The 23,072-nt window shown below is 29.2% G+C and carries 28 protein-coding genes; 7 read left to right on the plus strand and 21 right to left on the minus strand.

What is annotated here, in order from left to right; genetic code table 11:
- The first annotated feature begins 162 nt into the window (after positions 1-162).
- Complete coding sequence (locus F1B92_RS03010) at positions 163-327, plus strand: hypothetical protein (RefSeq protein WP_154570434.1); 165 nt, start codon at positions 163-165, stop codon at positions 325-327.
- A gap of 526 nt (positions 328-853) precedes the next feature.
- Here the strand turns inward: F1B92_RS03010 and F1B92_RS03015 are convergent.
- The 21 genes from F1B92_RS03015 to F1B92_RS03110 form a co-directional block, all read right to left on the minus strand.
- Entirely contained in the window at positions 854-1,612 is a 759-nt protein-coding gene (locus F1B92_RS03015) for a glycosyltransferase family 25 protein (RefSeq protein ID WP_154570435.1), read from the minus strand.
- Positions 1,600-2,544 (minus strand): glycosyltransferase family 2 protein, encoded by a 945-nt coding sequence (locus F1B92_RS03020; RefSeq protein ID WP_154570436.1) that lies wholly within the window; start codon positions 2,542-2,544, stop codon positions 1,600-1,602. The genes F1B92_RS03015 and F1B92_RS03020 overlap by 13 nt, the downstream gene beginning before the upstream one ends.
- Positions 2,541-3,560 (minus strand): glycosyltransferase, encoded by a 1,020-nt coding sequence (locus tag F1B92_RS03025; RefSeq protein ID WP_154570437.1) that lies wholly within the window; start codon positions 3,558-3,560, stop codon positions 2,541-2,543. Before F1B92_RS03025 ends, F1B92_RS03020 begins: the two co-directional genes overlap by 4 nt.
- Positions 3,561-3,669: 109 nt before the next feature.
- Positions 3,670-4,053 carry a transcription antitermination factor NusB gene (gene nusB / locus F1B92_RS03030; protein ID WP_154570438.1) on the minus strand — a complete coding sequence of 128 codons (384 nt, stop codon included), beginning with the start codon at positions 4,051-4,053 and terminating at the stop codon, positions 3,670-3,672.
- Entirely contained in the window at positions 4,054-4,524 is a 471-nt protein-coding gene (gene ribH, locus F1B92_RS03035) for a 6,7-dimethyl-8-ribityllumazine synthase (protein WP_154570439.1), read from the minus strand.
- Positions 4,525-4,533: 9 nt separating this feature from the next.
- Positions 4,534-4,854, minus strand: coding sequence for a DMT family transporter (locus F1B92_RS03040; RefSeq protein WP_154570440.1), 321 nt, complete (start codon positions 4,852-4,854; stop codon positions 4,534-4,536).
- Positions 4,847-5,167, minus strand: coding sequence for a DMT family transporter (locus F1B92_RS03045; protein WP_154570441.1), 321 nt, complete (start codon positions 5,165-5,167; stop codon positions 4,847-4,849). Before F1B92_RS03045 ends, F1B92_RS03040 begins: the two co-directional genes overlap by 8 nt.
- Positions 5,168-5,254: 87 nt before the next feature.
- The gene (locus tag F1B92_RS03050; protein ID WP_154570442.1) at positions 5,255-5,914 is read right to left on the minus strand and encodes a hypothetical protein; all 660 of its coding nucleotides are present in this window, start codon (positions 5,912-5,914) and stop codon (positions 5,255-5,257) included.
- An 18-nt stretch (positions 5,915-5,932) separates the two neighbouring features.
- Positions 5,933-6,616 carry a hypothetical protein gene (locus tag F1B92_RS03055; protein WP_154570443.1) on the minus strand — a complete coding sequence of 228 codons (684 nt, stop codon included), beginning with the start codon at positions 6,614-6,616 and terminating at the stop codon, positions 5,933-5,935.
- Between the two features lie 392 nt (positions 6,617-7,008).
- Entirely contained in the window at positions 7,009-8,064 is a 1,056-nt protein-coding gene (locus F1B92_RS03060) for a DMP19 family protein (RefSeq protein ID WP_154570444.1), read from the minus strand.
- A 107-nt stretch (positions 8,065-8,171) separates the two neighbouring features.
- Entirely contained in the window at positions 8,172-9,065 is an 894-nt protein-coding gene (locus F1B92_RS03065; protein ID WP_154570445.1) for a hypothetical protein, read from the minus strand.
- Positions 9,066-9,137: 72 nt separating this feature from the next.
- Positions 9,138-9,413, minus strand: coding sequence for a replication initiator protein A (locus F1B92_RS09490; RefSeq protein ID WP_407643625.1), 276 nt, complete (start codon positions 9,411-9,413; stop codon positions 9,138-9,140).
- Positions 9,414-9,596: 183 nt separating this feature from the next.
- Complete coding sequence (locus F1B92_RS03075; protein ID WP_154570446.1) at positions 9,597-10,103, minus strand: YfbM family protein; 507 nt, start codon at positions 10,101-10,103, stop codon at positions 9,597-9,599.
- 26 nt (positions 10,104-10,129) lie between these two features.
- Positions 10,130-10,693 (minus strand): DUF4274 domain-containing protein, encoded by a 564-nt coding sequence (locus F1B92_RS03080; RefSeq protein WP_154570447.1) that lies wholly within the window; start codon positions 10,691-10,693, stop codon positions 10,130-10,132.
- Positions 10,694-10,887: 194 nt separating this feature from the next.
- On the minus strand, positions 10,888-11,208 hold the full coding sequence (locus F1B92_RS03085; RefSeq protein WP_154570448.1) for a hypothetical protein: 321 nt from the start codon (positions 11,206-11,208) through the stop codon (positions 10,888-10,890).
- A gap of 95 nt (positions 11,209-11,303) precedes the next feature.
- Positions 11,304-11,714 carry a hypothetical protein gene (locus tag F1B92_RS09070; protein WP_229770899.1) on the minus strand — a complete coding sequence of 137 codons (411 nt, stop codon included), beginning with the start codon at positions 11,712-11,714 and terminating at the stop codon, positions 11,304-11,306.
- Positions 11,669-12,184: a BRO-N domain-containing protein gene (locus F1B92_RS09075; RefSeq protein WP_229770900.1), complete on the minus strand. Its 516-nt coding sequence runs from the start codon at positions 12,182-12,184 to the stop codon at positions 11,669-11,671. The genes F1B92_RS09070 and F1B92_RS09075 overlap by 46 nt, the downstream gene beginning before the upstream one ends.
- Positions 12,185-12,296: 112 nt before the next feature.
- Entirely contained in the window at positions 12,297-12,584 is a 288-nt protein-coding gene (locus tag F1B92_RS03095; protein ID WP_154570449.1) for a DNA methyltransferase, read from the minus strand.
- Positions 12,554-13,732, minus strand: coding sequence for a site-specific DNA-methyltransferase (locus tag F1B92_RS03100; protein WP_154570450.1), 1,179 nt, complete (start codon positions 13,730-13,732; stop codon positions 12,554-12,556). Before F1B92_RS03100 ends, F1B92_RS03095 begins: the two co-directional genes overlap by 31 nt.
- A gap of 18 nt (positions 13,733-13,750) precedes the next feature.
- Positions 13,751-14,542 (minus strand): 3-deoxy-8-phosphooctulonate synthase, encoded by a 792-nt coding sequence (gene kdsA / locus F1B92_RS03105; protein ID WP_154570451.1) that lies wholly within the window; start codon positions 14,540-14,542, stop codon positions 13,751-13,753.
- Positions 14,543-14,556: 14 nt separating this feature from the next.
- On the minus strand, positions 14,557-15,456 hold the full coding sequence (locus F1B92_RS03110; RefSeq protein ID WP_154570452.1) for a DMT family transporter: 900 nt from the start codon (positions 15,454-15,456) through the stop codon (positions 14,557-14,559).
- A 113-nt stretch (positions 15,457-15,569) separates the two neighbouring features.
- Between F1B92_RS03110 and der the strand changes: the two genes are divergently transcribed.
- From der to F1B92_RS03140, 6 genes are all read left to right on the plus strand, one after another.
- Positions 15,570-16,958 (plus strand): ribosome biogenesis GTPase Der, encoded by a 1,389-nt coding sequence (gene der / locus F1B92_RS03115; protein ID WP_154570453.1) that lies wholly within the window; start codon positions 15,570-15,572, stop codon positions 16,956-16,958.
- Positions 16,942-17,460, plus strand: a complete 519-nt coding sequence (locus tag F1B92_RS03120) for a shikimate kinase (protein ID WP_154570454.1) — start codon at positions 16,942-16,944, stop codon at positions 17,458-17,460. Before der ends, F1B92_RS03120 begins: the two co-directional genes overlap by 17 nt.
- 2 nt (positions 17,461-17,462) lie before the next feature.
- A complete protein-coding gene (gene trpS / locus F1B92_RS03125; protein WP_154570455.1) occupies positions 17,463-18,431 on the plus strand; it encodes a tryptophan--tRNA ligase in 969 nt (322 codons plus the stop codon).
- 100 nt (positions 18,432-18,531) lie between these two features.
- On the plus strand, positions 18,532-18,969 hold the full coding sequence (locus F1B92_RS03130; RefSeq protein WP_154570456.1) for a copper resistance protein CopD: 438 nt from the start codon (positions 18,532-18,534) through the stop codon (positions 18,967-18,969).
- A gap of 56 nt (positions 18,970-19,025) precedes the next feature.
- Complete coding sequence (serS, locus tag F1B92_RS03135; protein ID WP_154570457.1) at positions 19,026-20,270, plus strand: serine--tRNA ligase; 1,245 nt, start codon at positions 19,026-19,028, stop codon at positions 20,268-20,270.
- Positions 20,271-20,414: 144 nt separating this feature from the next.
- Positions 20,415-23,048: a TonB-dependent siderophore receptor gene (locus F1B92_RS03140; protein WP_154570458.1), complete on the plus strand. Its 2,634-nt coding sequence runs from the start codon at positions 20,415-20,417 to the stop codon at positions 23,046-23,048.
- Positions 23,049-23,072 lie beyond the last annotated feature (24 nt).

The raw sequence follows: 23,072 nt of genomic DNA on the forward strand, positions 1-23,072 counted from the left end.
ACTCCTTGTAAAAATTGAATTGGCAAAATTGTAGCATAAAAATCTATATTTTAGGCTTAAATATTTCTTAAATTTATCTATTTGTTGCCAAAACGTTACCGATTGTTTACCGTATCAATGCCTTAGATAGAGATAGATGGGGATTTGGGTTTATAGAGATTCTTGGCTTTTTTGTGGGGGCATGTAGATTTAGATGATAGAGGGTTTGTTGGATTATGGATTGATTATAAGTTGTTTTATGGGTTTATAGTTATAATGACTTATGATTTAAAAAGCATTAGCTTACAAAAGGAAAGAGATAAAATAGTGGCTAATCAGTTAAAATAAAAAAATGCTAGGATAAAAACTAAGATAATGTTTAGTGATTTATTAATTTAAGCTTACAATTTAAATCAAGATTGGATTTTGTGTTTGATTGGCTTGGTTATTTATGATAAGGGGTGTAAAAATATCAAATCCTAATCAACACTATATAACGCTTATAAAAAAATAATGCTTTAAATGTTTATAAAAATGCTTTATTTTAGTATCAATGCTACAAGTAAATTAATTATAGCATTATTTTTCTATTTCAGAGATACATTGTATAGAGTTAGATAAAAGATATTTTAGGGCTATTAAAACAAAACTAAAATTGCAACTATAAATATAAAAATTTTTATTTAATTTTAGAATAAATTTAAAGGGATGAAAAATGATATAAAAGAAGGGGCTGTGTTTTAAACATTATGGCATCGAGTTTGCTACTTAAAAAAGGTTTAGATGATATTAATAAATATTAATGATTTAATTGTATAAAAATTCTAGCTTCTATTTGGCATTAAGATTGAGCTATTATGCTTAAATTTAAAATCTATTTCATAACCCTTTCATATCCTAAAATTCTTAAGCAAATTATACCTAATACACTATAAATTTTAACAAATATCCACTTTGAAAATAGCTTTTTTAAAAATGAAGGTTTAGCATTTTGCCTGTCTTTTTCTATATGACTATTTTTTAAATCTTTTGGATGAGAAAAAATGTCCGCAAAATATAGTTTTAAATCGCTATTTTTTAAAATTTTATCCCATCTATCGGCTAAGTCGTGATTTGCCTCTTGATATTTTAAAATTTTAGAAGCAGAATTTTTAGTTACGACGTAGCAACAAGTTCTATAAATATGTGGATATGAGAATTTGCAAACTTCAAATAAATCTTTAAAAACTTTTTTACCGTAGATGTATTTTTGACTGCCAAGTCCATCTTGAGCACCACAAATCAAAACAAAATCTTGTTTTATTTCTAAATTTTTGATTTTTTCTATATCTTGATCGCAGCCTATAACATCATCTTCTAAAATCAAACCAAACTCAAAAGAACTATCTAAAAACGCCTTTAAAGCCTCGATATGACTCAAAGTGCAACCAAGTTCGCCAGGACTCATCAATCTCTTTAAATCAAGAGAAGTTTTAAAAGATTTTTTATAATACAAATCAGCTAAAAGCTCTTTGCCGTTAATTGCTTCTACTATAAAAAATTCATTATATGAGGATTTAAAATTTTGCTTTAGAATTTCACGCCTTTTGCTATCTTGTTTCATCGATACTAAAAATACACCTAAATTTTGCATAATTTTTCCTTATATATTAATAATTTTGCTAAAATAAATTTCATCTTAGCACTCATATCTAAGCAAATTATAAAATAAAATGCGTTTTTATTTAAGATTTCATTAAATAAATTTATATATTTTTTCTCTACCTTAGACTTAATCAACGCCCTTAAAATAGAGTGTGCTTCGTGGTGATTTATGGCATTTAATATATTTTTATCACTCTTAAAAAACTCTCTAAAATCATCTAAAATTTCAAATATCACTAAATGCTTTTGGCTAAAATTTGCTTCATTCATCGTAGAATTTGCTCTTTTGAAATAATAATAATCTTTTTGATTAGCATACGCTACCCCCCCCCTATTGCCAATTTTATGCATTAGTTTTGGTATCAAATCTAAATCTTCATAAATTTTACCATTCTTAAAACGCTCATTTTCAAAAAGAGAAGCACTAAAAATTTTACTACAAATACCAGGGCCATAAAATTTATTACGAAAAATATTACATAGTGCTAAATCTAAACGGTGAAATTTGGCTTTTAGTTCTGATTTAAAAGAATTTGGCGTAAAATTTTGATTATAGACTCTTTTGCAAGAAGTAAAGGCTATTTTTGTGCTGTATTTTTTAGCTAAATTATATAAATTTTCTACATAATAAATACTCACAAAATCATCACTATCTATAAAAGTAACCCAATCTCCTTGCATAATATCTAAAGCTCTATTTCTTGCGTGAGCTTGACCGTAATTTTTTTGATGAATAACCTTTATGCGAGAATCTTTTTGTGCATATTCATCACAAATGTTAGGGCTTTGATCACTACTTCCATCATCAACTAAAATAATTTCTAAATTTTCATAAGTTTGATTTATAACGCTATCAAGACACTTTTTTAGATATTTTTCCACATTATAAACAGGGATTATAATCGAGATTAAATCATTCATAGTAATTTCTCATAAAAATCTTGCAGTTTTTTAGCTTCAAAATCTATATCAAAACCTTCGTTTTTTATTTTTTGAGTAGCCAAATCATCTCTTTTAAATTTAGTAGAATTATAGCTATTTACTATATGTTTTGCCCAAAATTTAGCCCCTTTATTTAGAGGTAAGAATTCTAAACTATCTAAAATTTTAACTTCATTAGAAATTTCATCACTCACAAAGCATTTTAAGCCATTTGTTTGAGCTTCCACTAAAACAACAGGAAAGCCCTCAAAAAAGCTAGTAAGCAAAAAACAATCCATTGCATTATAATAAATTTCAGGGTTTTCAACACTTCCAATAAAACTGACATCATCTGATAAATTTAAACTTTTTGCTTGATTTTCTAAATCTTTTCTAAGCTTTCCATCGCCTATTAAAATGAGATGAGAATTCAAAATGAGATCTTTTATATGGCTAAATACTTCAAGTAAAAATTTATGATTTTTTTGCTCTTCAAGTCTAGCAATACATCCAAAAACTATCTTATTTTCTAAATTTAAATCACTCATAATCTCATATTTTATTTTAGGATTAAACATAAATTTATTTATATTAATAGCATTTTTTACATAGATAAAATCTCTATCTCCAAACATATCAATGCCCGCTAATTTCCCACACGCTATACGGTTTGTGGCAAGTAAATTTATAAGATATAGATGGAGTTTGTTTTTAAGCGTTTTTGTGCTATTTTTTATAAAAAGATGAGAGTGTATCAATCTAGCCTTAACGCCACAAAAATAAGCTGCTAAAAATATCAAAAAATTTGGCTCATTAGAGTGAATGATTTTTATATTTAATTTTTTAATTACCTTTAAAAGAGTGCAAAAAATATTTATTTTTTTATCTGCATCAAAAGTGATTAACTTAATATCGTTTTTTTCTAACCAATCATAAGGTATATCGCTAGAATTTTTGGATGTAAAAAATGTTATGTGAAATTTATCACTATTAAATCTCTCATAATAATTCATCATAACGCTCTCTACCCCCCCCCCTATTCATCAGTCCAATTATGCATAAAATATTAATCTTACCTTGCATTTCATCTCCGCTAAATTTAACGCTAAAATTATTTAAATAGACTTAAATTTTATCTAAAACACCATTTATAAAGCTAGGTGAAGTTTCATTTCCAAGCTCTTTTGCAAGTTCGATGGCTTCATTTATAGCAACTGCTTTATCAATTTGTGTAAATTTAATCTCATAAGCACCAAGTCTTAAAATCGCTCTTTCGACTTCACCAACTTCGTGAATTTTATGCTCGCTAAGATGAGAATTTAAAACCTCATCAATGCTACTTAAATTTTGCAAAACTCCATTTAATAATGAATTTGCAAATTCTTTTTGTTTATTTCTAATCTTTCGATCCTCTAAAATTTCATCTATAAACTCATCTTTTTGACTAACCATACCTTTTGCATAAAGCAAAGACACAACAGCCTCTCTTACTTGATGTCTTGTAGCCATCTACTCTCCTAAATTTTTATACAAACTAATTAACTCTATCAACGAACTCATAGCTTCAAAGCCCTTATTTCCTGCTTTTGAACCAGCTCTTTCGATGGCTTGTTCTATAGTATCTGTTGTAAGAACGCCAAAAGTTACTGGAATATCATTTTTTAAAGCTATATTTGCTATACCTTTTGTAGTTTCAGCACTAACATAATCAAAATGAGGCGTTGAACCCCTAATCACAGCACCCACACAACAAATGGCGTCAAATTTATTGCTCTTAATAGCTCTTTGCAATACCATAGGAATTTCAAAAGCACCAGGAACCAAAATAAGACTTAAATTTTTCTCATCCCCACCGTGTCTTAAAAACGCATCTTTTGCACCTTCAACCAATCTATCTGTAATGATATGATTAAATCTTGAGTTTATGATAGCGATTCTCTCATTGCCTTTTAAATTTAAATTTCCTTCTAATATCTTCATCTTTTTCCTTTATAAAATTTTTAGCATTATAACGCTAATTACTATTAGCCCCAAATAAATTGATTTTTTAAGACTAAATTTCTCATCATCAAAAATCACGCCTATAAAAACTGCACCCAAAACTCCAATTCCAGTCCAAATAGCATACGCTACACTCATTGGCATTGCTTTCATAGCATATCTTAAAAATAGAAGCGAAATACCAAAATTTAGCATAATTACCCAAAATCCTATAAATTTTTTATATCCTGTAAATTTACTAAATCTTGAGTTTAAATAAACTCCAAAAATTTCTAATAATCCAGATATTAAAAGTGCTAAATTATGCATTTAAATCTCCATTTTTTATACCATAAATACCAACCATCAAAAGCAAAATGCAACCAATCCTTAAAATATCAAATTCCTTCGTCGCCACAACTTCTACAATCACTACAAAAAGCGTTCCAAGTCCGATATAAAGGATATAAGCTAAACTTGTTGGCAAATATTTAAAAGATTGCAAGAAAAAATATGTGCTTATAAAAACAACTCCAACTGCTAAACAATACTCTAAATTTGAGTTAGCAAATTTTAAAGCATAAACCCATCCGCACTCAAAAATAGCTCCAATAAAAACAAAAATTAAACCCCTATTTTGCAAATTTTATCCTATTTTATAAATCAAAAAGTGCAATTATATCTAAAAATATATTAATTTTACAAAAGATTTTATTTATGATTAACTATTCTAAATTTTACATATAAAATCATCAATAACTTTTTTGAATTCTTCTATTTTTCTATCTTCATTATTAAAAAACGGAAAACCTATTATCTTATAATTTTGTGTAAATAATCCTGTAGTTAGCGAATTATTTTCTATTTGTAAAGAAAAATTTTCTTTCCATTTATCTTCCTTTAACAAATGCTCACCTTTAGACTCAATATATCCTTGATATGTTAAGTCTCCATCAAATTCTTTTTTTCTAATAAACAACAAAAAATCAGGTTCAAATCTCTCTCCATCTTCAAAAGAATATATTGCAAGTTCAGGAATTCTCTCATTTCTAACTACATAATATTCTAAATCTTTCTCAATTAATTTAGGCTCTATATTAGTTTTAAAATATTTAATAAAAAGTTTTTCTTCACTAGTTCCATAATTATCATTAAATACATACCAATTTTCATCACTTAAATTTAGTCTATATTTATCATTATTACAATTATTTTGTGAAGCTCCTTTCCCACAATTTGAATCAATTTTTTCAATATATATTTTCTTATCTTTTAATATATCTTTAAGCATTTTATGAGTAAATTTTGTTCCAACATATTCTTGTTTTAAAGATCCTATATGAGAAGCTATATTAGCTAAAGCCTTTTTTAAAATTTGAACCCCATGCAAATAAGATTCTTATATACTTTAAAATTTTAATTCTATATTATGTTTAACAATAAATTCAGCGTAATTTTTTTCACCATTGTTAATCACTTCTTTATTTTCTTTAAGTAGAGCAATCGCTTTTTCCATATTTGTCTTAACAAATGGCAGTTGATGTTTGTCTATATAATTTTGAAATGCCATAGTCAACTGCTCATGAGTTCCATACTTTAACAAAAAATTAGTTGGAACACGAAAAGCAGAATCGTACAAAGGTTCATCCGCAAAAATACAAAATCCTTTCTCCGCAACTTTTTGTATCATTTCCATTGGGGCATACTCCATTAGCCGTATAAAAGGTAAAAAACGTTCTGATAAGATCTTTTTTATTTCATTCATTGATTGCTCGTATGATTCTATTCCACAAAATTCCCACCAACGCAGAGAATCTTCTTTTTTGTTGGAAATAGCTAGTCCTTTGCTCCAAAAACATTCTTTTTTGCTCTTATCACTAATAGAACATATCAATAATGCTTCAGCAGATATTCCTCTTTTATTATGACGGTTCATTTGTGCAGAAATGCAAACCATAAAATCAAATACTTTTCGAATTTCCAATTTGCTTTTTATAAAGTGAAAACCGTCGGGCTTCATAAATTCAGCAATTTCCCTCATTGCACAAACAATAATCTCTTTTGGAGATGCATCATTTTCAAAATTGCACATATATCTAAATCTCCTTAAAATTCTAAGCCATTATTAATGCTTGTCAATTGCTCGTCCGTTCCATTTTATCATTTTCCTATATTTTGTCATTTAATCAAACTGAATATTCATTCTTCTAACCACCGTATTCTTTCTTAATTTTGCTCATTCTTACTTAACTGAAGTGATGGTAAATTGTCTAAGTAATTTACATATTTTTCAAATGCTTCTTTCTCATCTTACACTTAGGCTAACTGTACTCGCGAAACTAATTTGAACAGTTTACCATTTCTTACCTCCGATTTATTTTAGTATAGAGGAAAATTTCTTTTCTTGCCCTACAGTATTCGTACAAAATTTATAGCTTACATAACATAAAGACTTATAACTTGCTAAGCTCGACAACTTCTAATTTAGTATGCCCAATATTCTCCTTCAAATACAAATTTCTCCGGATGATTTTTGATGTAAATTAGTTCATTTTCTTCTCCCTCATACTCATAAACAAAGTCATCTGCTTCATCTAAGACCTTATAAAATTCCTCTTCATTTTCTTCTAATATCTCTAGCATACGGTTTCTTTCTTCTCTATCAAAAGATATTGTCCCACCACAATAGTCTATAACTTTCTGAAAATTAGCTGCATGCTCGTTCATTCCGAAATGTTTTAAACCATTTAAAGCATCTTCCCAAACGATCCCTGTAGAATTATAGAAAAACTGGTGATGCCCTCCATTATTTACTTCTACAAAATACCAAGTAATGGCTAATAAATATCTTTGCTCTAAAGTAAAAGCTTTTGCTGATTGAAGATACTTCTCATATCCATCATAAATGTTAATTGTTCCCCACATCGGCTCAACGATATCATCAGAAGAAGCGTTCTCTTCTAAACTTTTAATATCTTCTACTGTAAACTTTGCATACTTTAATTTCTTTTGTGGTTGAGCCGTCTCAATTGTTTCCTCCATTTTTTCATTTTCTTGTTTGATATATTCAAAGTATTTCTCTGTTAAAATAGGATATTTCTCCTTGTTTTTTTCCAGAATTTCCTCAAAATCTCTGAAATCTACCAGTTCTAAACACCATCTGATTGTTTCTACATCATTAGAAATCTTGATCGCTTTTTCAAGCTTTTCAAGTGCATGTTTCGCTTCTGTTTCAAAATCATAGTTAAACTCATTTGCCAATCCACTATGAGAATAAGCATAGCGATAATACCATATAGCATCTCTCTCATTTTCTGCTACCATTTCTAAAACGGATATAGCTTTTATAGGTTCTCCATCATTGTTATAGGCTTTTGCCAGTTCTTCTAATAACTTACTATCTAGTGTATTAATATCAACTGACAATAATAATTCTAATATTTTATCTCTATCTCTATCAAACAAACTATCCAGATTTTGAATAACTTCTAATCTTCCATTATTACTTAATGTTTTAAACGCTTCTTTTGTTATTTTCATAGTTCTTCTCCTTTGAAATATTGGTTTCCCTAATTTATGAAGAATAAGTAGTTTTATTTAAAATAAAGTCCTCTTTTTTCCCTCTTTTAAAACATTAACTACCTTGTTCATAGACGTGTCAAAAACTCTTTTTCTATTTCTGCAACTGTCATTTTTGTTCTCACATCAGGATTTTCTTCGTAATTTTTCGTAAGTACTCTCATCACACACTCTTTAAATTCTTCTGCTGTTTTTTGCCTATGATAATCAAAATTATGAAAAATACCACTAGAGCATCTTCCCCAGTCAGCTAAATATCCAATAATCTCAAAAGCATAGTCATTATATTTCTCAAATCTTTTTGTTCCAATGCTTTTTAAATACCCGGAAACTAAATTTACAAAGTAGTGATAGTATATTGGATCTCTAAATGAGTTATATTCTTTACTATGAAAACTTGGGTCAATAATATGTGCTTTTAACACGTCACTCATTGTCGGTTTATCTTTCATTTTAATATCTGTTTGAATATAGTTGTAAAATGTTACTTTATCATAGAATTCACTGTCAACAGCAATAACTACTCCCCACATTCCATCTACATAATTAAATAACATCACAGCACCATTTCTGTATTTACTTTCTACTTCTACAGGTGGAGCTACTCTTTTTTTAGGTTTTTCTTTTTTGATGCTAATTTTTTCTAAAAACTTTTCTAAATTTTTAATTCTTTGTGTGATAAATTTAGCATCTGCACCCAATTCTTCATTTACTTTTAAATCTTCTTCGTTATCAATGATATTTTTTACTTCATTTAAAAATTTATTATCTAGCTGTCCAACTTCCCACATACAGTGAGCAAGTGCAAAAATAACATTAAATCTATCTTCATCATATGCTTCTAAAAGTAAAGAATTTTTAATATCCTCTACTTCTTCTCCTAGATTATACCTTCTAAAAAATTCTTCTTTGATATCTAGTGATGTGTCATTTCCAAAAATTGTTGCATTCCAAACTCCCATAATTGCCTCCTATAAAAGTTTAAATTTTATTTATTATTAATTGTTTATTGATTATTTAATACTTAAATAACTCTAAACAGTACATAGATTTTTAATTTTTCTAGTTTTTAACTTTGGTAGAAGCTTCAAAACCCTTGATTTAACTGTACTATTTGCCACTGTCATTATTATGATACGAGACCCCGAGGGGCTATTAAGCTCATTAAGGATTTTGACTGCGGTCTTATTGGATTTTCCTAAAATCTCCATAATCTCTTCTACAGTGAAGATGATATATACTCTGTTTTCTTCATCAAGCCACTTATTCCTAAAAGGCAGACTTGTTCTCTCTAATAGACAGGAATACAAAATCTTTGAATCCGATTATAAGTTCTTAAACCTTTCATCAGTTACTGTGATTTTAGGTAGCATATAGTAGCTAAAACGGTCTCCGTCTCGGTTATAAAATAATCAAATTCCACTTCTATCGCCTCTTCTCTATTTAATTTTATTCATCTCGACAAACTGGGAGTTACCCACTCTCTCATTTAATTAATAAATCGTAATCAATACATTACCATTAGCTTCCAATATCTTTTTATAAAAGTCTTTCATCTTTTGGAAATAATCCATAATTTCTTCTTTAATTTCATCAGCTTCTTCCTCATAATCCCAAATATTCGGATACAAGTCTGCTTTTTTACACTCTTCCATACTAAATTTTTCTAAAGCCTTTTCTATATCGAAACTTTCTAATGCTAAAATTATATCTTCAATCCTTGACTTTTCTGTGTATGCCACAAACTCTTCTATATTATCGATAGAAGATACGCCTACAACTGCTTCACTGAGAGGATTATTCTCTATTGGTTCAAGACTGTCTACTCCCGTAAGTACAAAATGAAGTACATCCCACATTTTATCTAAATCAAGAAGTATCTTCGCTTCTTCATTCCAATCTTCCACTTTTTCAAAAATTTCGTCTGCATCCTCATTAAACGATTTAAGTTCTTTTAAGTTTTCATCACTTAAAAACTGATAATTTGCAATCATTCCCATAATTTCCTCCTATTAAAAATTAAAATTTATTTTTCTCTCAAACTTTCAGGTATATTACTATATGGGGAGATTGAAAAATCTATCTCCTCTATCTCTGCTATCATAACAGCATTTTTTTCAACAAAAAGTCCTGTTTTAAAAACCTTGTTTTTTACTTTTTCTTCAATTGTCATTAAAAGTTTTGCAGCATCATAACAAATATAATCTTCTTTTGGGCAATTTTCTAAACTACCATATTTTTCATAAATATAAGTAGCTGATGAAAGCCAATAAATAAGTTTTGCAGTTTCTATGTCACATAAAGGATGGTTAATTATTTGATTAGATAAAAAATTTCCCGCATCAAAATTGTATTCAGCAGTCAAAAGATGTAGTTCCTCAGATGACGAAATTTGCTTAATTTCTTCTTTCACTTCATTTTGATATGCTTCAAATCCCATTTCTCTTTGCCTTATATATTCTTTATAAAAATCTTCATCTTCATCGCCTTTCATCGCTTTATCAAAGTCTTCTTTTTCCATATTAAAGTAATACTTATCACCAGCAATTTCTGCTTTTAGTAAAATATTTTCTAAAAAAATTTTTTTCATACTATCACCTCATTTAAAAAATCCTTAATATTTCCTAGAAACCTTCTTATTATCTATCTTGGTTTAAACCAATCAAAAATTTCATTTATAATTCCTTCCCCTTTTTATAATTCTAATTCGTTGGTTCTCTATTTTTTAGTAATTTCTCTATAAATTCTAATTTATCTGTCAGTACAAACTGGGATTCTTATAAATCATCCTTCTATAAAATATTTGTATGCCGCTCCTTCAAGTTCACCACATTCGTTTAATGTGTTCATATCGTCATCAAGTAATTTATAATTAACCTGTTTTCCACCTAATGAAGCTTCTCCATCTAAAGCAAGAAGCAGTGTGTAATAATTCTCTTTTAAAATCAAATTAATTAGTTCATACAGTGCGTTTCTATTTGCTCCGTTATGGATAAGTGCATTTATCCTTTTTCCAACTTCAGTTTCGTCATTTTCATTAAAATATTGCTTTAAAGTATTTTTCTTTTCTTCAAAACATAATTTCACAAAATCTTCTCCGTTCATTTCATTCCCTCGTAAATTCTAATTTTTCTATCTCAATAATTAGTAATATTATATAAATTTTTTCTCTTTTTTTACCTTTATTTATTCTTTATCTTCTAATCTTTTTTCTTATCTTTATCTTTCTTGTCTTTATCCTTAAACTCTTTAGAACTTACATCTTCTATGAGTTTTCCAAAATCAATGGCATTTTTTGAAGTTATTACAGAATTTCCAGTTTCCTGTTCAATCTCTTTTCTAGCATTGCCCGCTATACTTCCTCCACGTTTTGCAACTTTTTTATTTTCTTCAAGTCCCTGAGGGTGAGTGGCGTTAGCTATATCTTTTGTTGCTGTTTCTGCAAGCATATTTAAGATAAGCTCTGTTGTTGTCATATTATCTCTTAGGTTTTGTTTCTTTAAGCCTTTTAAGTCTTTATACTCTCTTGTGCTCATACCAGACCAAGCTTTTGTGATTTCATTGGTTAAGATGGCATACTCTTTGCCTTTTCTACACCGTGGTCTTGCCAAGTGTCGGTAAGTTCTTTTCTAACTTGGATTGCTTGTAGTCTTTGATTAATCCATTCTCTGCTATAACCTTTTTTAACATAAGTTTCTAAGGCTCTATCAATTGTTAGTTCAGGGTCAATAATTTCGTCAATTCTTTCTTTCCCAACTTCTGCTAACCACATTTTAAATGGTTCAGCTTTTGGTGATGGTACAGATTGTATAATACGAAATATTCCTTGCATATCAGCTACGTCGGTTAGACGCATTTTCCCATCAGGAGCCTTTAATTTCAAATGTCGACAAAATGTCGACAGTTCACTTTTTTCTTCTTTTGACATTCTTTTCTTAACACGATACCAATAATCTCTAGGATTATTGCTTTCAGTAAGAACTCCAATAATATCTACAACCGAAAAATACCATTCCTCTTTTTCATTATCCCAAATACTTCTTATTTTATTGCCTTCAAATATTTTAATTTTATTATTCAATGTTACCCCTCCTTTTTTCTTCTATGTACTGTTTACAATTATTTAAACTTTAAATAACTCTAAACAGTACATAGATTTTTAATTTTTCTAGTTTTTAACTTTGGTAGAAGCTTCAAACCCTTGATTTAACTGTACTATTTGCCACTGTCATTATTATGACACGAGACCCTAAATGAAAGTCAAGGACAAGGTCGTTAGGTTGGGTTGTTAAATCTATTAATTTAAAAATTATATATTCAGGTTTTGGATTACTAAAAACACCCTCACCCAATAATTCTTTAATTTCACTTGTACCAACAGCGTTTCTATAATAACTTTCATCAAAGAATGCCTTATCATTTTGTAATATTTCTTGATCTAATGTTTCATCTAAATAAATTTTTCTTTTTTCCACATCCATCTTCCGTCTTTTCCCTTAATTTGATTTGGTAATATTTCTATACTTCCTTCTACCTTATCTAATGAAAGTGTCCCATCATTTAATACGTAAATAAGATAATATAAGTTAGGTCTATTTTTCCTAAAAGAATCAGAACCTGTATCTTGAAATGCCCCTAACATAAACTTTCCATATTTATCTTCATGATCGTACACTTTATTCCCTTTATTTATTTTCTTAAATTTAATCTTTAATTTATCATTAGCATACATTAATATAAAATCATATGGTTTTCTTAAAACATAGTCTGCCCTGTTAGCGGTAGCTCCTGCTCCAGTAATTCTAGGTACTAAAGAAATAAAATTATCTCTACCAAATATAGAATCCATCACGACTTTACAATAATGTGTTTCTTTATCATCAAGATGCACAAATATTACCCCATCATCTCTTAATAATCTTTTTGCTAATTCTAATCTATTTTTCATAAATGTTAGCCAAGTTGAATGATTAAAATTATCATTATAATTAAAACTATCATTTCCTGTATTATATGGTGGATCTATATAAATGCACTTAACTTTCCCCTCATATCTTTTTAAAATACTTGATAATGCTATTAGGTTATTTCCTTTTATTATTAAATTATCTTCTTCTTTAAATTTAATATCTAATTCTACCCCCCCCCCCCCGTGGTATCTTTTTGATTTTGTAAAAACTTTTGAAGATAAAAGCCTATTTATTTCATCGCTAGCTATTATTTCGTTATAAAAGATTTCTTTTCTTTTTTGTTCGTCCTTATCTTGTCCGCCTTGTAAATAGCAGTCTTTATACGGAAAATCTAAAACTACATCATTTATTTTTGAAATAAATTCTCCATTACGTGTTAATCCTATCTTATTTGTATATCTTGTATATGAATCTGGTAAAAATTCTTTTGATTCTATAAACCATGCAAATTTTTGTTTATCAAATACTAAAGTCCCTTTTATATCTTTAAAAAATGTTTCTTTTACTCTTTCATTGCTTAATAGTAAATTTAATAGTTTTTCATCCATAGTCATTACATCACTATAAACTACTGCTTTTAAAAATTTGCCATCTTCTGAAATATATTTAGTTTCTTTTTTTAATAAATCCGCCACTATTTCAAATACATTTTTTATCATTTTTTCCCTTTTTGATTTTTAAATTTCTAAAATCTTTAAAGTTTGCTCGACAACTCTTTCAAGTTCTTCTAAATTTAACATATTTGCTCCATCACAAAGTGCCTCGCACGGATTTATATGAGTTTCGTAAAAAAAGCCGTCCACCCCAACTGCTGCTGCCGCTCTTGCTAAAAATGGCACAAATTTAGAATCTCCGCCACTTTTTCCATTTAACGCCCCTGGCATTTGAACGCTGTGAGTTGCATCAAAAATAACGGGTGCAAATTCTCTCATAATCACCAAACTTCTCATATCCACAACTAAATTTGAGTATCCAAAAGTTGAGCCCCTTTCACAAAGCCAAACGCCATTTTTTAAAGCAACCTCATAACCGCTTTCATCAACGCCTCTAGTTTCTAAAACTTTTTTAACGCTATGTTTCATCTGATCTGGTGCTAAAAACTGCCCTTTTTTGATATTTACAATAGATTTAGTTTTTGCGGCTGCAACTAAAAGATCAGTTTGACGACACAAAAAAGCTGGAATTTGCAAAATATCGGCTACTTCACTTACAGGGCTTGCTTGATAACTCTCGTGAATATCAGTTAAAATTTTAAATCCAAACTCTCGTTTTATTTCGCTTAAAATTTTAAGTCCCTCTTCAAGTCCAGGACCTCTAAAACTATCTATACTCGTTCTATTTGCTTTATCAAAACTTGATTTAAAATAAAAATCTATCCTCTTATCTTCATTAAATTTAGCCAAATTTTTAGCCACTTTAAAAACTAAATCTCTACTTTCTATTACACAAGGTCCTGCCATTAAAATCATATTAACTCCATAAATTATTTTTTTTGCTTTAAAGATACAATTATCCCACTAAAAATAACTAAACTTATACCAAAAATAGTGCTTAAATTTGGAAAAGCATCCCCCATAATCACACCAACAATTGTTGAAAAAACTATATCACAATACCCAACAGCAGCCACAACTCCAGCATGACGACTAGCAGCATAAGCCTTTGTCATATAAATTTGAAATATATATCCAAAAATTCCCATCAAAATTATAAAAACCCACATTTTAGGCGTTGGAAGTATAAATTTTGCAAACATAAAATTTAAATAAGTTGGCGTATTAAAAAATTCTGCTATTACCATACAAAAAACAGGTACAAAAGTCCCACAAAGCATAAAAGATAAAATAATCATCTTAGTATCATAACTCTTTCTTAACTCATGCACACTCATATAAGCAAGAGCAGTTAAAAAGCCATTCATAAGCCCCATTATGTGTGAAATTTCAAAACCAAGAGTTGGTTGAATAATAAAAATAATGCCAACAAAACCTATAAAAATACCAATCCACGCAAAAAGTCCAAGTTTTTCTTTTAGAAGTATTGCACCCAAAAGCCCTAAAAACATCGGCGAAGTTTTTGAGTATGTAAAAGCTTCTCCAAGTCCTATTGTTGCTATATTATAAAAAAACGCAAGTAAAGCTATAGCTCCGATAAATCCCCTAAAAAATAGCAAAAATGGTCTTTTTTCTCTATTTTTTACACCTAATTTATAAATTGCAAAAATTACTATAACAAGCCCTATAAAATTTCTAAAAAATACAACCTCAACAGAACTCATCTCAGAGCCTAAAGCTTTTGCAAAAGCCCCTGTTACCGCAAAATATAAAGATGCTAAAATCATATAATAAGTTCCTAAATTTCGTCTTAAAACTCGTCTTAACATCAACATCCTTTCAAAAGCTCTATTTTAATATATTTTTGCTTAAATTTAAGGAAAATTAGGCTTAGTTATTGTATAATGATTAGTTAAAAAAATAAATTTTAAGGATATTTAAATTGCAAAAAATCATCATAATTGGTCGTCCAAATGTTGGTAAAAGCTCGCTTTTTAACCGCTTAGCAAGACAAAGAATAGCAATAACTAGCGATATTAGCGGAACTACAAGAGATACAAATAAAACTCAAATAGAAATTTATGATAAAAATTGCATATTAGTTGATAGTGGCGGACTTGATGATACGAGTGAGCTTTTTAGAAATGTGCAAAAAAAGAGTCTTGATGAAGCAAAAAGTGCTGATGTGATTATTTTTATGGTAGATGGTAAAATGATGCCAGATGAAATAGATAGAAAAATCGCTTACTCTTTGCTTTCTCTTAAAAAACCACTTTGCTTAGCTATAAATAAAATAGATAGTCAAAAAGATGAGATGAGAAGTCTTGAGTTTAAAGAATTTGGTATAAAAAATATGATAAGCATTTCAGTTAGTCATAATACTGGAATAAATGATTTAAAAGACTTTATATATCCACACTTAAAAAGTGAAATTTTACCAGATAGCGGCGAGTATTTTGAGGATTTTTTAGAAAATTTTGATGAAAATAGCAATATTATAAATGAAATCGATGAAACAAATTTTCAAAAGAAAAATATAAATGTTGGAATAATTGGGCGTGTGAATGTCGGAAAATCAAGCCTTTTAAACGCTCTTGTAAAAGATAATAGAAGTGTCGTAAGTAGCGTAGCAGGAACTACAATAGATCCTGTAAATGAGAGTTTTTTTTATGAGGGTAGAGTTTTTGAGTTTGTAGATACTGCTGGTATTAGAAAACGAAGCAAGATAGAAGGTATTGAAAAATTTGCATTAAATAGAACTCAAAAAGTGCTAGAAAATAGCGATATCGCTCTTTTAGTGCTAGATGCAAATGAAGGTTTTAATGAACTTGATGAGAGGATTGCGGGGCTTGCTTCTAAATTTGAATTAGGTGTAATTATCGTGCTAAATAAATGGGAAAATCGTGCAGAAAAAGATTTTGATGAAATTTGCAAAGATTTACGAGATAGATTTAAATTTTTAAGTTATGCACCAATTATCAGTATCTCGGCATTGCAAGGCAAAAGAGTCAATAAAATTTATCCATTAATTTTAGAAATTTATCAAAATTTCACACAAAAACTAAAAACTTCGCACTTAAATGAAGTTATTAAACAAGCAACCATAAATCATCCAATACCTAGCCAAAAAGGTAAGGTTGTTAAAATTTACTACGCCGCTCAATTTGGATTTGCACCACCAAAAATTGCTCTTATTATGAATCGCCCCAAAGCTCTTCATTTTAGTTACAAAAGATATTTAATAAACAGCATTCGTAAAGAATTTAATTTAACTGGCGTTCCTGTTATGTTAATAGCTAGAAAAAGAGGGGAAAATGAAGAAGAAAAATAATATAGTATTAATCGGCTTTATGGGCGTTGGTAAAGGCACAATCGCTAGAGAACTTTATAAGCAAACTGGTAAATTTCCAATAGATTGTGATGATTTGATTGAGAGTGCTACAAATTTAAAGATTAAAGAAATTTTTGAAATTTATGGAGAAGATAAATTTAGAAAAATAGAAAAAGATTTAGCTAAATTTATACTAAATAGCATTGATAATTCTATCATTTCAACTGGTGGAGGATTTTATAAAGCTAAAAATTTAGCTAAATTTGGGAAAATTATTTATTTAAAAGCTAGTTTTGATTATATAATTTCAAGGATAAAAAACTCTCCAAATGCCGATAAAAAAATAGCAAAAAGACCACTTCTTGCAAATTTAGATGAAGCAAAAAAATTGTACAATGAAAGAGATCCAAAATACGCCAAAAAAGCTGATTTTATAGTAAATGTGGAAAATAAAAGTCCAAAACAAATCGCAAAAGAGATTAAAAAATTAATAAAAGGATAAAAATGAGAACTTTAACAGGACTTCAACCCTCAGGAAAACTCCATATCGGAAACTACTTTGCTAGCATTAAGCAGATGTTACAAGCACAAAATAGAGGCGAAGAGCTTTTTATCTTTATAGCCAATTATCATGCATTAACTTCTGTAAATGATGGTAACAAACTCAAAAACGCCACATATGAAGCAGCCGCAGCTTTTTTAGCACTTGGAATTGACCCTGATAAATCTACATTTTGGGTGCAAAGTGATGTAAAAGAGGTTTTAGAATTATATTGGATATTAAGCGGATATACGCCGATGGGACTTTTAGAGAGATCTCACGCTTATAAAGATAAAGTTGCAAAAGGCTTTGAAACAAAACACGATCTTTTTAGCTATCCAGTTTTAATGGCAGCTGATATTTTGCTTTATAGTGCAAATTTCGTTCCTGTTGGAAAAGATCAGATACAACACGTTGAAATAGCCCGCGATATTGCTCTTAAATTCAATAACGCTTATGGTGAAATTTTAACTATGCCAGAAACTAGAATAGATGAAAATGTAGCAACAATATCAGGAACAGATGGTGCTAAAATGAGTAAAAGCTACTCAAATACAATTGATATTTTTAGCGATGCAAAAACGCTTAAAAAACAAATCTCATCCATAAAAACATCTTCTGAACCGCTTGAAGCTCCAAAAGAGTGGAAAGATTGCAACGTTTATAATATCGCAAAACTATTTTTAAATGAAGAAAAACAAAAAAATTTACAACTCAGATATGAAAAAGGTGGTGAAGGACACGGACATTTTAAAGCTTATTTAAATGAACTTATTTGGGACTATTTCAAAGAAGCAAGAGATAAATTTGAGTATTATATAAACAACAAAAATAAACTAGATGAGATTTTAGATATCGGTGCAAAAAAAGCTAGAAAAGAAGCACTAAATTTAATAGAAAAAATAAGAAAAGCAACTGGAATTTACAGATAAATATATCTTTTAATTTTGTTAGCTAAATTTATATAAAAATTTATTTAGCTAGCTTTTTATGTTATAATAACGGTTTTATAAATTTCATAAAAGGGAAAATATGCAAATAATCTATCCATATGCACAAATTATACATCTTTTTTGTGCTATTATTTTCGTTGGGTATTTGTTTTTTGATGTTGTGATTCTTAAAAGAGTTTTTAAAAATTCAAATAGTGAATTTACTGCAAAAATACAGACTTCAATCTCAAATAAAGCTGTAAAAATTATGCCAATTTGCGTTGCTTTGCTGATTCTTACAGGAGGTATGATGATGAGTAGTTGGGTAAATAGCAATATAGGCTATTTTGCTACAAATCTACAAATAATTTTTATGATAAAAGTGATTTTGGCTTTTTTGATTTTTATGATGGTATGCATAAATTTGACGTGTAAATTTATACTAAAAAAGTCAAGTCCTCTTGGGGATATCCATCCGCTAGTTTTAATTATGGCTTTTATTATAGTTCTTTTCGCAAAAGTAATGTTTTTGGTCTAAATTTAGATCATTTAAGTTATTTTGGCTAAAATACAACCCTTAAATGGAGAATTTATATGATAAATTTAAAACTTATTGAGACAAATTTTGATGATTTTAATAAAAAACTGATCGCAAAAAAAGTAGATGAAGGTATTTTAAAAACCTTACTTCAAATTTACAATCAACTAAAAGCACAAAAATTAGAACTTGAAAATCTTCAAGCCTTACAAAACGCAAAAAGTAAAGAAGTTGGTATAAAAGCTAGAAATGGCGAAGATGTATCAGAGATAAAAAAAGAGCTTGAGCACAACAAAGAAAATATCCAAAAAGTGCAAGAAAAAGTAAATTTACTAAGTCAAGATTTAGATAAAATAGCTGCTTCTGTGCCAAATATAATTAGCGATGATGTTCCTTTTGGAATTGATGAGAGTGAGAATTTAGAGCTTAAAAGAGTTTTAGAAATTCCTAAATTTGATTTTACTCCAAAGCCTCATTATGAGCTTGGCGAAAATTTAGGATGGCTTGATTTTGAGCGTGGAGTAAAGTTAAGCGGGAGTAGATTTACGGCGATTAAAGGTTTTGGAGCGAAACTAAATAGGGCTTTAGTTAATTATATGATTGATTTTAATATAAATCGTGGATTTGAGCTAGTAAATGTGCCATTTTTAGTTAAGCCTGAGATTTTATATGGTACAGGTCAGCTTCCTAAATTTGGCGATGATTTATATAAAATGAGCGAAGATGAGCTTTATCTAATCCCAACTAGCGAAGTTCCTGTAACAAATTTATTTAATGATGAAATTTTAAACGCTAATGATTTACCACTTAAATTTACCTGCTATAGCCACTGCTTTAGGCGTGAAGCTGGAAGTGCTGGGCGTGATACAAGAGGGATGATCCGCCAACATCAATTTGAAAAAGTTGAGCTTGTTTGTATAACTAAAAATGATGAAAGCGAAAAAAACTTTGATGAGATGGTATCTTGTGCGAGTGATTTACTAACCTCTTTAGGGCTTCCTCATCGCCATATGCTTTTATGTAGCGGAGATATCGGATTTAGTGCTGCAAAGACTATCGATTTAGAAGTTTGGCTTCCCTCACAAAACTGCTACCGCGAAATTAGTTCAGTTTCAAATTGCCTTGATTTTCAAGCTAGAAGAGCTAAAATTCGCTATAAAGATGGTAAAAAAAATATTCTAGCACACACTCTTAATGGATCATCTTTAGCAGTTGGAAGAACTTTAATAGCCATAATGGAAAACTATCAACAATCTGATGGAAGTATAAAAATACCAGAAGTTTTAGAGAAATATATTTAAATTTAAGGGCTAAATTTAGCCCTTAAACTGGTAACTTGTAATCTTTCTAATTTAATTTCCATAAATTTAAAGGCGTTTATAAATTCAGCATTTATTAATAAAAATTATAATATCATTTATCATTTTTTTTAAACAAGGAGTATTATGAAAAAAATTATATTTAGCTCATTGATTGTTTCTTTACTTTTATCAAATCAAATAGAGCTTGACGCGGTTGATGTTTCAACTGATATAGGGGGGGGGAACACCTATACAAAAACTCACTCAAGCACAGCTACAGGAATGGAACTAACTCAAAAAGACACTCCTCAATCAGTTAGTGTTATTACTCAAAAACAGCTTGAAGATAGAGCTATTAATAACCTTGATGATGCTTTAAAAACAGCAACTGGTATAAATGTATCAAAAGATGCATCAGGCGTTGTAAGATACCAAAGTAGAGGCTTTTATATGGACTATATCCAAGTTGATGGAATTAATGAAAATGTAAAAACTCAAAGTCTATTTAATGAAAAAATTGACACTAAAGCCCCAACCGATATGGCAATTTATGAAGGTGTAGAGATAGTTAGAGGTGCAACAGGGCTTATGCAAAGTAACGGCGAACCTGGTGGAACTGTAAATTTACTTAGAAAAAAGCCAACTCATAAATTTCAACACTTAGGCGAAATTTTATTTGATGAAAATAAAAAGCGTCGCCTTATGCTTGACTTTTCAGGAGCGTTAAACGATGATGGCACAATTAGAGCTAGAGCAGTTGGATCAGCAAGCCAGTATGATACTTTTAGAGATAGAGTTGATGGCGATAGCAAGATGATATATTCAACCGTAGAATTTGATATCAAAAATAGCTCTATTTTAGGACTTGGTGGAATGTATCAAAACACAAATGAAGTTCCTGTTATGTTTGGTGTGCCACTTCCTTATATAAAGCCCACTAAAGAAGAAATAAATAAGATGAGTTATGGAGAAAAAAATTCATATAATCAATTTTATAAAAATTATCAGCCTGCACATGAGCTCGAAAAAAATACTTATCTAGGTGCAAATTGGTCAAATACTGAAACTGATAAATACAATATCTTTACAACATTTGATCACTATTTTGAAAATGATTGGCATTTAGGTATAGATTTAAGCTATACTAAAATAGATAGTTTAACTGAGCTTGCTGAATTTGGTGATTTAAGTAAAATCTCACATAACTCTAAATACGGCATGCATAAGGGCTTTGTTTATAATACAATGCGCGGAATTATGCTAGATAAAGAAGAAGAACAACTTGGGTTTAAAATAGATTTAAATGGAGACTATGAGCTTTTTAATCAAGAACACCAGTTTTATATAGCATATAATTATAATAGAGAAAAAACTAAATATAATTATAAAACAAGGGAATTAGAAAGACAAGGTTATTGTAAATGTGCAGATGATGGTCTTGTAAAAAAAACGAAACGAGGGATAAAATACAAAATGTGTAATAGAAATTATACTGGAAATATCTGTGTTACAAAAGATGATCCTAGATATGAAAAATTTAAAGCCGAGTTTCAAAAAATTTACAATGATGATGGTGAATTATTGGCCGATGAGAAGTATTATAAAACCTATAAAATTGCAGTTGATCCACATAATTTTAAAGGCAATGAGTATGAAAAACCTATCTGGACAGATCCGGATAATTTTGATTTTCTAAGAGATCTTTGGGCTAGAAACACAGAAGTTGAAAAAAAATTAAAAACCAACTCTATAACTGCAAGCACTAGAATAAATCCAATCAATAAATTACACTTTTTATTAGGTGGTAGCTATACTTGGTATGATTATAAGAAAAAATGGGATTTAAGATATGATAAAATAAGTATGGAACAAAAAGATGATAGAGGTACTATATATAATGATGAATGCACTATAAATAACCAAAGTGAAAATTGTAAAATCATCAATGAAAATAATAGAAAATTTACACCATTTTTAGGCGTTACTTTTGATATTACACCAAGTCATAGTATTTATGCAAGCTATACTGAAATTTTCAAACACCAAGAGGGAGAATCTAAAATTTTTGGAAATGTAACTAAAAAAAATCCCGATTATGAACCTGATTCTAGCGATCCAGAAGAAGAGTTTATAACAGAAGAGGGAATAATTGGCTACAAAGGATTAAAACCAATTAATGGAAAAAGCTATGAGATAGGATATAAGGCTCTTTTAAATGATGATAAACTAAATTTAAGTATTGCAATATTTAAAATAGAGCAAGAAAATATGGTTATTTATAAAGCTGGGGATCAAAATAACTTTTATGAAACAAAAATTGAGCCAGTTGGTAAAGTAGAAAGCAAAGGTATTGAATTTGAGATAGCGGGAGAGGCGTTAGAGAATCTTCATATGCTAGTTGGATATACTTATAACAAAAGTAAATATAAAAATGAAATAAATTTAAATAAAAGTGGCGAAAACTATAGTAAACATACGCCCGAACATATGTTTAAATTATATGCTTCTTATAAAATTCCAAGTACCAAATTTACAATTGGAGGTGGTATAACATCCCAAAGCTCAACCAAAGGTCTTAATGGCTTGAAACAAAGTGGATACACCATTTATGACGCTCATATCAACTATCAAGTTAGCAATAATATCTCAGTTAACCTAATAGGTACAAATTTAGGTGACAAAAAGTATTTTGAAAACAATATAGATAGAACAAGGCTTGGTAATAACTTTTACGGAGAACCAAGAAAAATCACTATTAAATTTGATTGGAAATTCTAAATTATGGCGTAAATTTACGCCATA

Origin of the sequence: Campylobacter portucalensis, assembly GCF_009690845.1 — a bacterium.
Taxonomy (GTDB): Bacteria; Campylobacterota; Campylobacteria; order Campylobacterales; family Campylobacteraceae; genus Campylobacter_B; species Campylobacter_B portucalensis.

Excerpts from the sequence above, each read along its gene's own strand:
- trpS (WP_154570455.1), top strand. The coding sequence starts at position 17,463 with ATGAGAACTTTAACAGGACTTCAACCCTCAGGAAAACTCCATATCGGA.
- F1B92_RS03100 (WP_154570450.1), bottom strand. The coding sequence starts at position 13,732 with ATGATAAAAAATGTATTTGAAATAGTGGCGGATTTATTAAAAAAAGAA.
- F1B92_RS03130 (WP_154570456.1), top strand. The coding sequence starts at position 18,532 with ATGCAAATAATCTATCCATATGCACAAATTATACATCTTTTTTGTGCT.
- nusB (WP_154570438.1), bottom strand. The coding sequence starts at position 4,053 with ATGGCTACAAGACATCAAGTAAGAGAGGCTGTTGTGTCTTTGCTTTAT.
- F1B92_RS03040 (WP_154570440.1), bottom strand. The coding sequence starts at position 4,854 with ATGCATAATTTAGCACTTTTAATATCTGGATTATTAGAAATTTTTGGA.
- kdsA (WP_154570451.1), bottom strand. The coding sequence starts at position 14,542 with ATGATTTTAATGGCAGGACCTTGTGTAATAGAAAGTAGAGATTTAGTT.
- F1B92_RS03060 (WP_154570444.1), bottom strand. The coding sequence starts at position 8,064 with ATGAAAATAACAAAAGAAGCGTTTAAAACATTAAGTAATAATGGAAGA.
- serS (WP_154570457.1), top strand. The coding sequence starts at position 19,026 with ATGATAAATTTAAAACTTATTGAGACAAATTTTGATGATTTTAATAAA.
- F1B92_RS03080 (WP_154570447.1), bottom strand. The coding sequence starts at position 10,693 with ATGAAAAAAATTTTTTTAGAAAATATTTTACTAAAAGCAGAAATTGCT.
- F1B92_RS03055 (WP_154570443.1), bottom strand. The coding sequence starts at position 6,616 with ATGTGCAATTTTGAAAATGATGCATCTCCAAAAGAGATTATTGTTTGT.
- F1B92_RS03140 (WP_154570458.1), top strand. The coding sequence starts at position 20,415 with ATGAAAAAAATTATATTTAGCTCATTGATTGTTTCTTTACTTTTATCA.
- F1B92_RS03015 (WP_154570435.1), bottom strand. The coding sequence starts at position 1,612 with ATGCAAAATTTAGGTGTATTTTTAGTATCGATGAAACAAGATAGCAAA.
- F1B92_RS03075 (WP_154570446.1), bottom strand. The coding sequence starts at position 10,103 with ATGGGAATGATTGCAAATTATCAGTTTTTAAGTGATGAAAACTTAAAA.
- F1B92_RS03120 (WP_154570454.1), top strand. The coding sequence starts at position 16,942 with ATGAAGAAGAAAAATAATATAGTATTAATCGGCTTTATGGGCGTTGGT.
- F1B92_RS03085 (WP_154570448.1), bottom strand. The coding sequence starts at position 11,208 with ATGAACGGAGAAGATTTTGTGAAATTATGTTTTGAAGAAAAGAAAAAT.
- F1B92_RS03095 (WP_154570449.1), bottom strand. The coding sequence starts at position 12,584 with ATGGATGTGGAAAAAAGAAAAATTTATTTAGATGAAACATTAGATCAA.
- F1B92_RS03020 (WP_154570436.1), bottom strand. The coding sequence starts at position 2,544 with ATGAATGATTTAATCTCGATTATAATCCCTGTTTATAATGTGGAAAAA.
- F1B92_RS03065 (WP_154570445.1), bottom strand. The coding sequence starts at position 9,065 with ATGGGAGTTTGGAATGCAACAATTTTTGGAAATGACACATCACTAGAT.
- ribH (WP_154570439.1), bottom strand. The coding sequence starts at position 4,524 with ATGAAGATATTAGAAGGAAATTTAAATTTAAAAGGCAATGAGAGAATC.
- F1B92_RS03025 (WP_154570437.1), bottom strand. The coding sequence starts at position 3,560 with ATGATGAATTATTATGAGAGATTTAATAGTGATAAATTTCACATAACA.
- F1B92_RS03110 (WP_154570452.1), bottom strand. The coding sequence starts at position 15,456 with ATGTTAAGACGAGTTTTAAGACGAAATTTAGGAACTTATTATATGATT.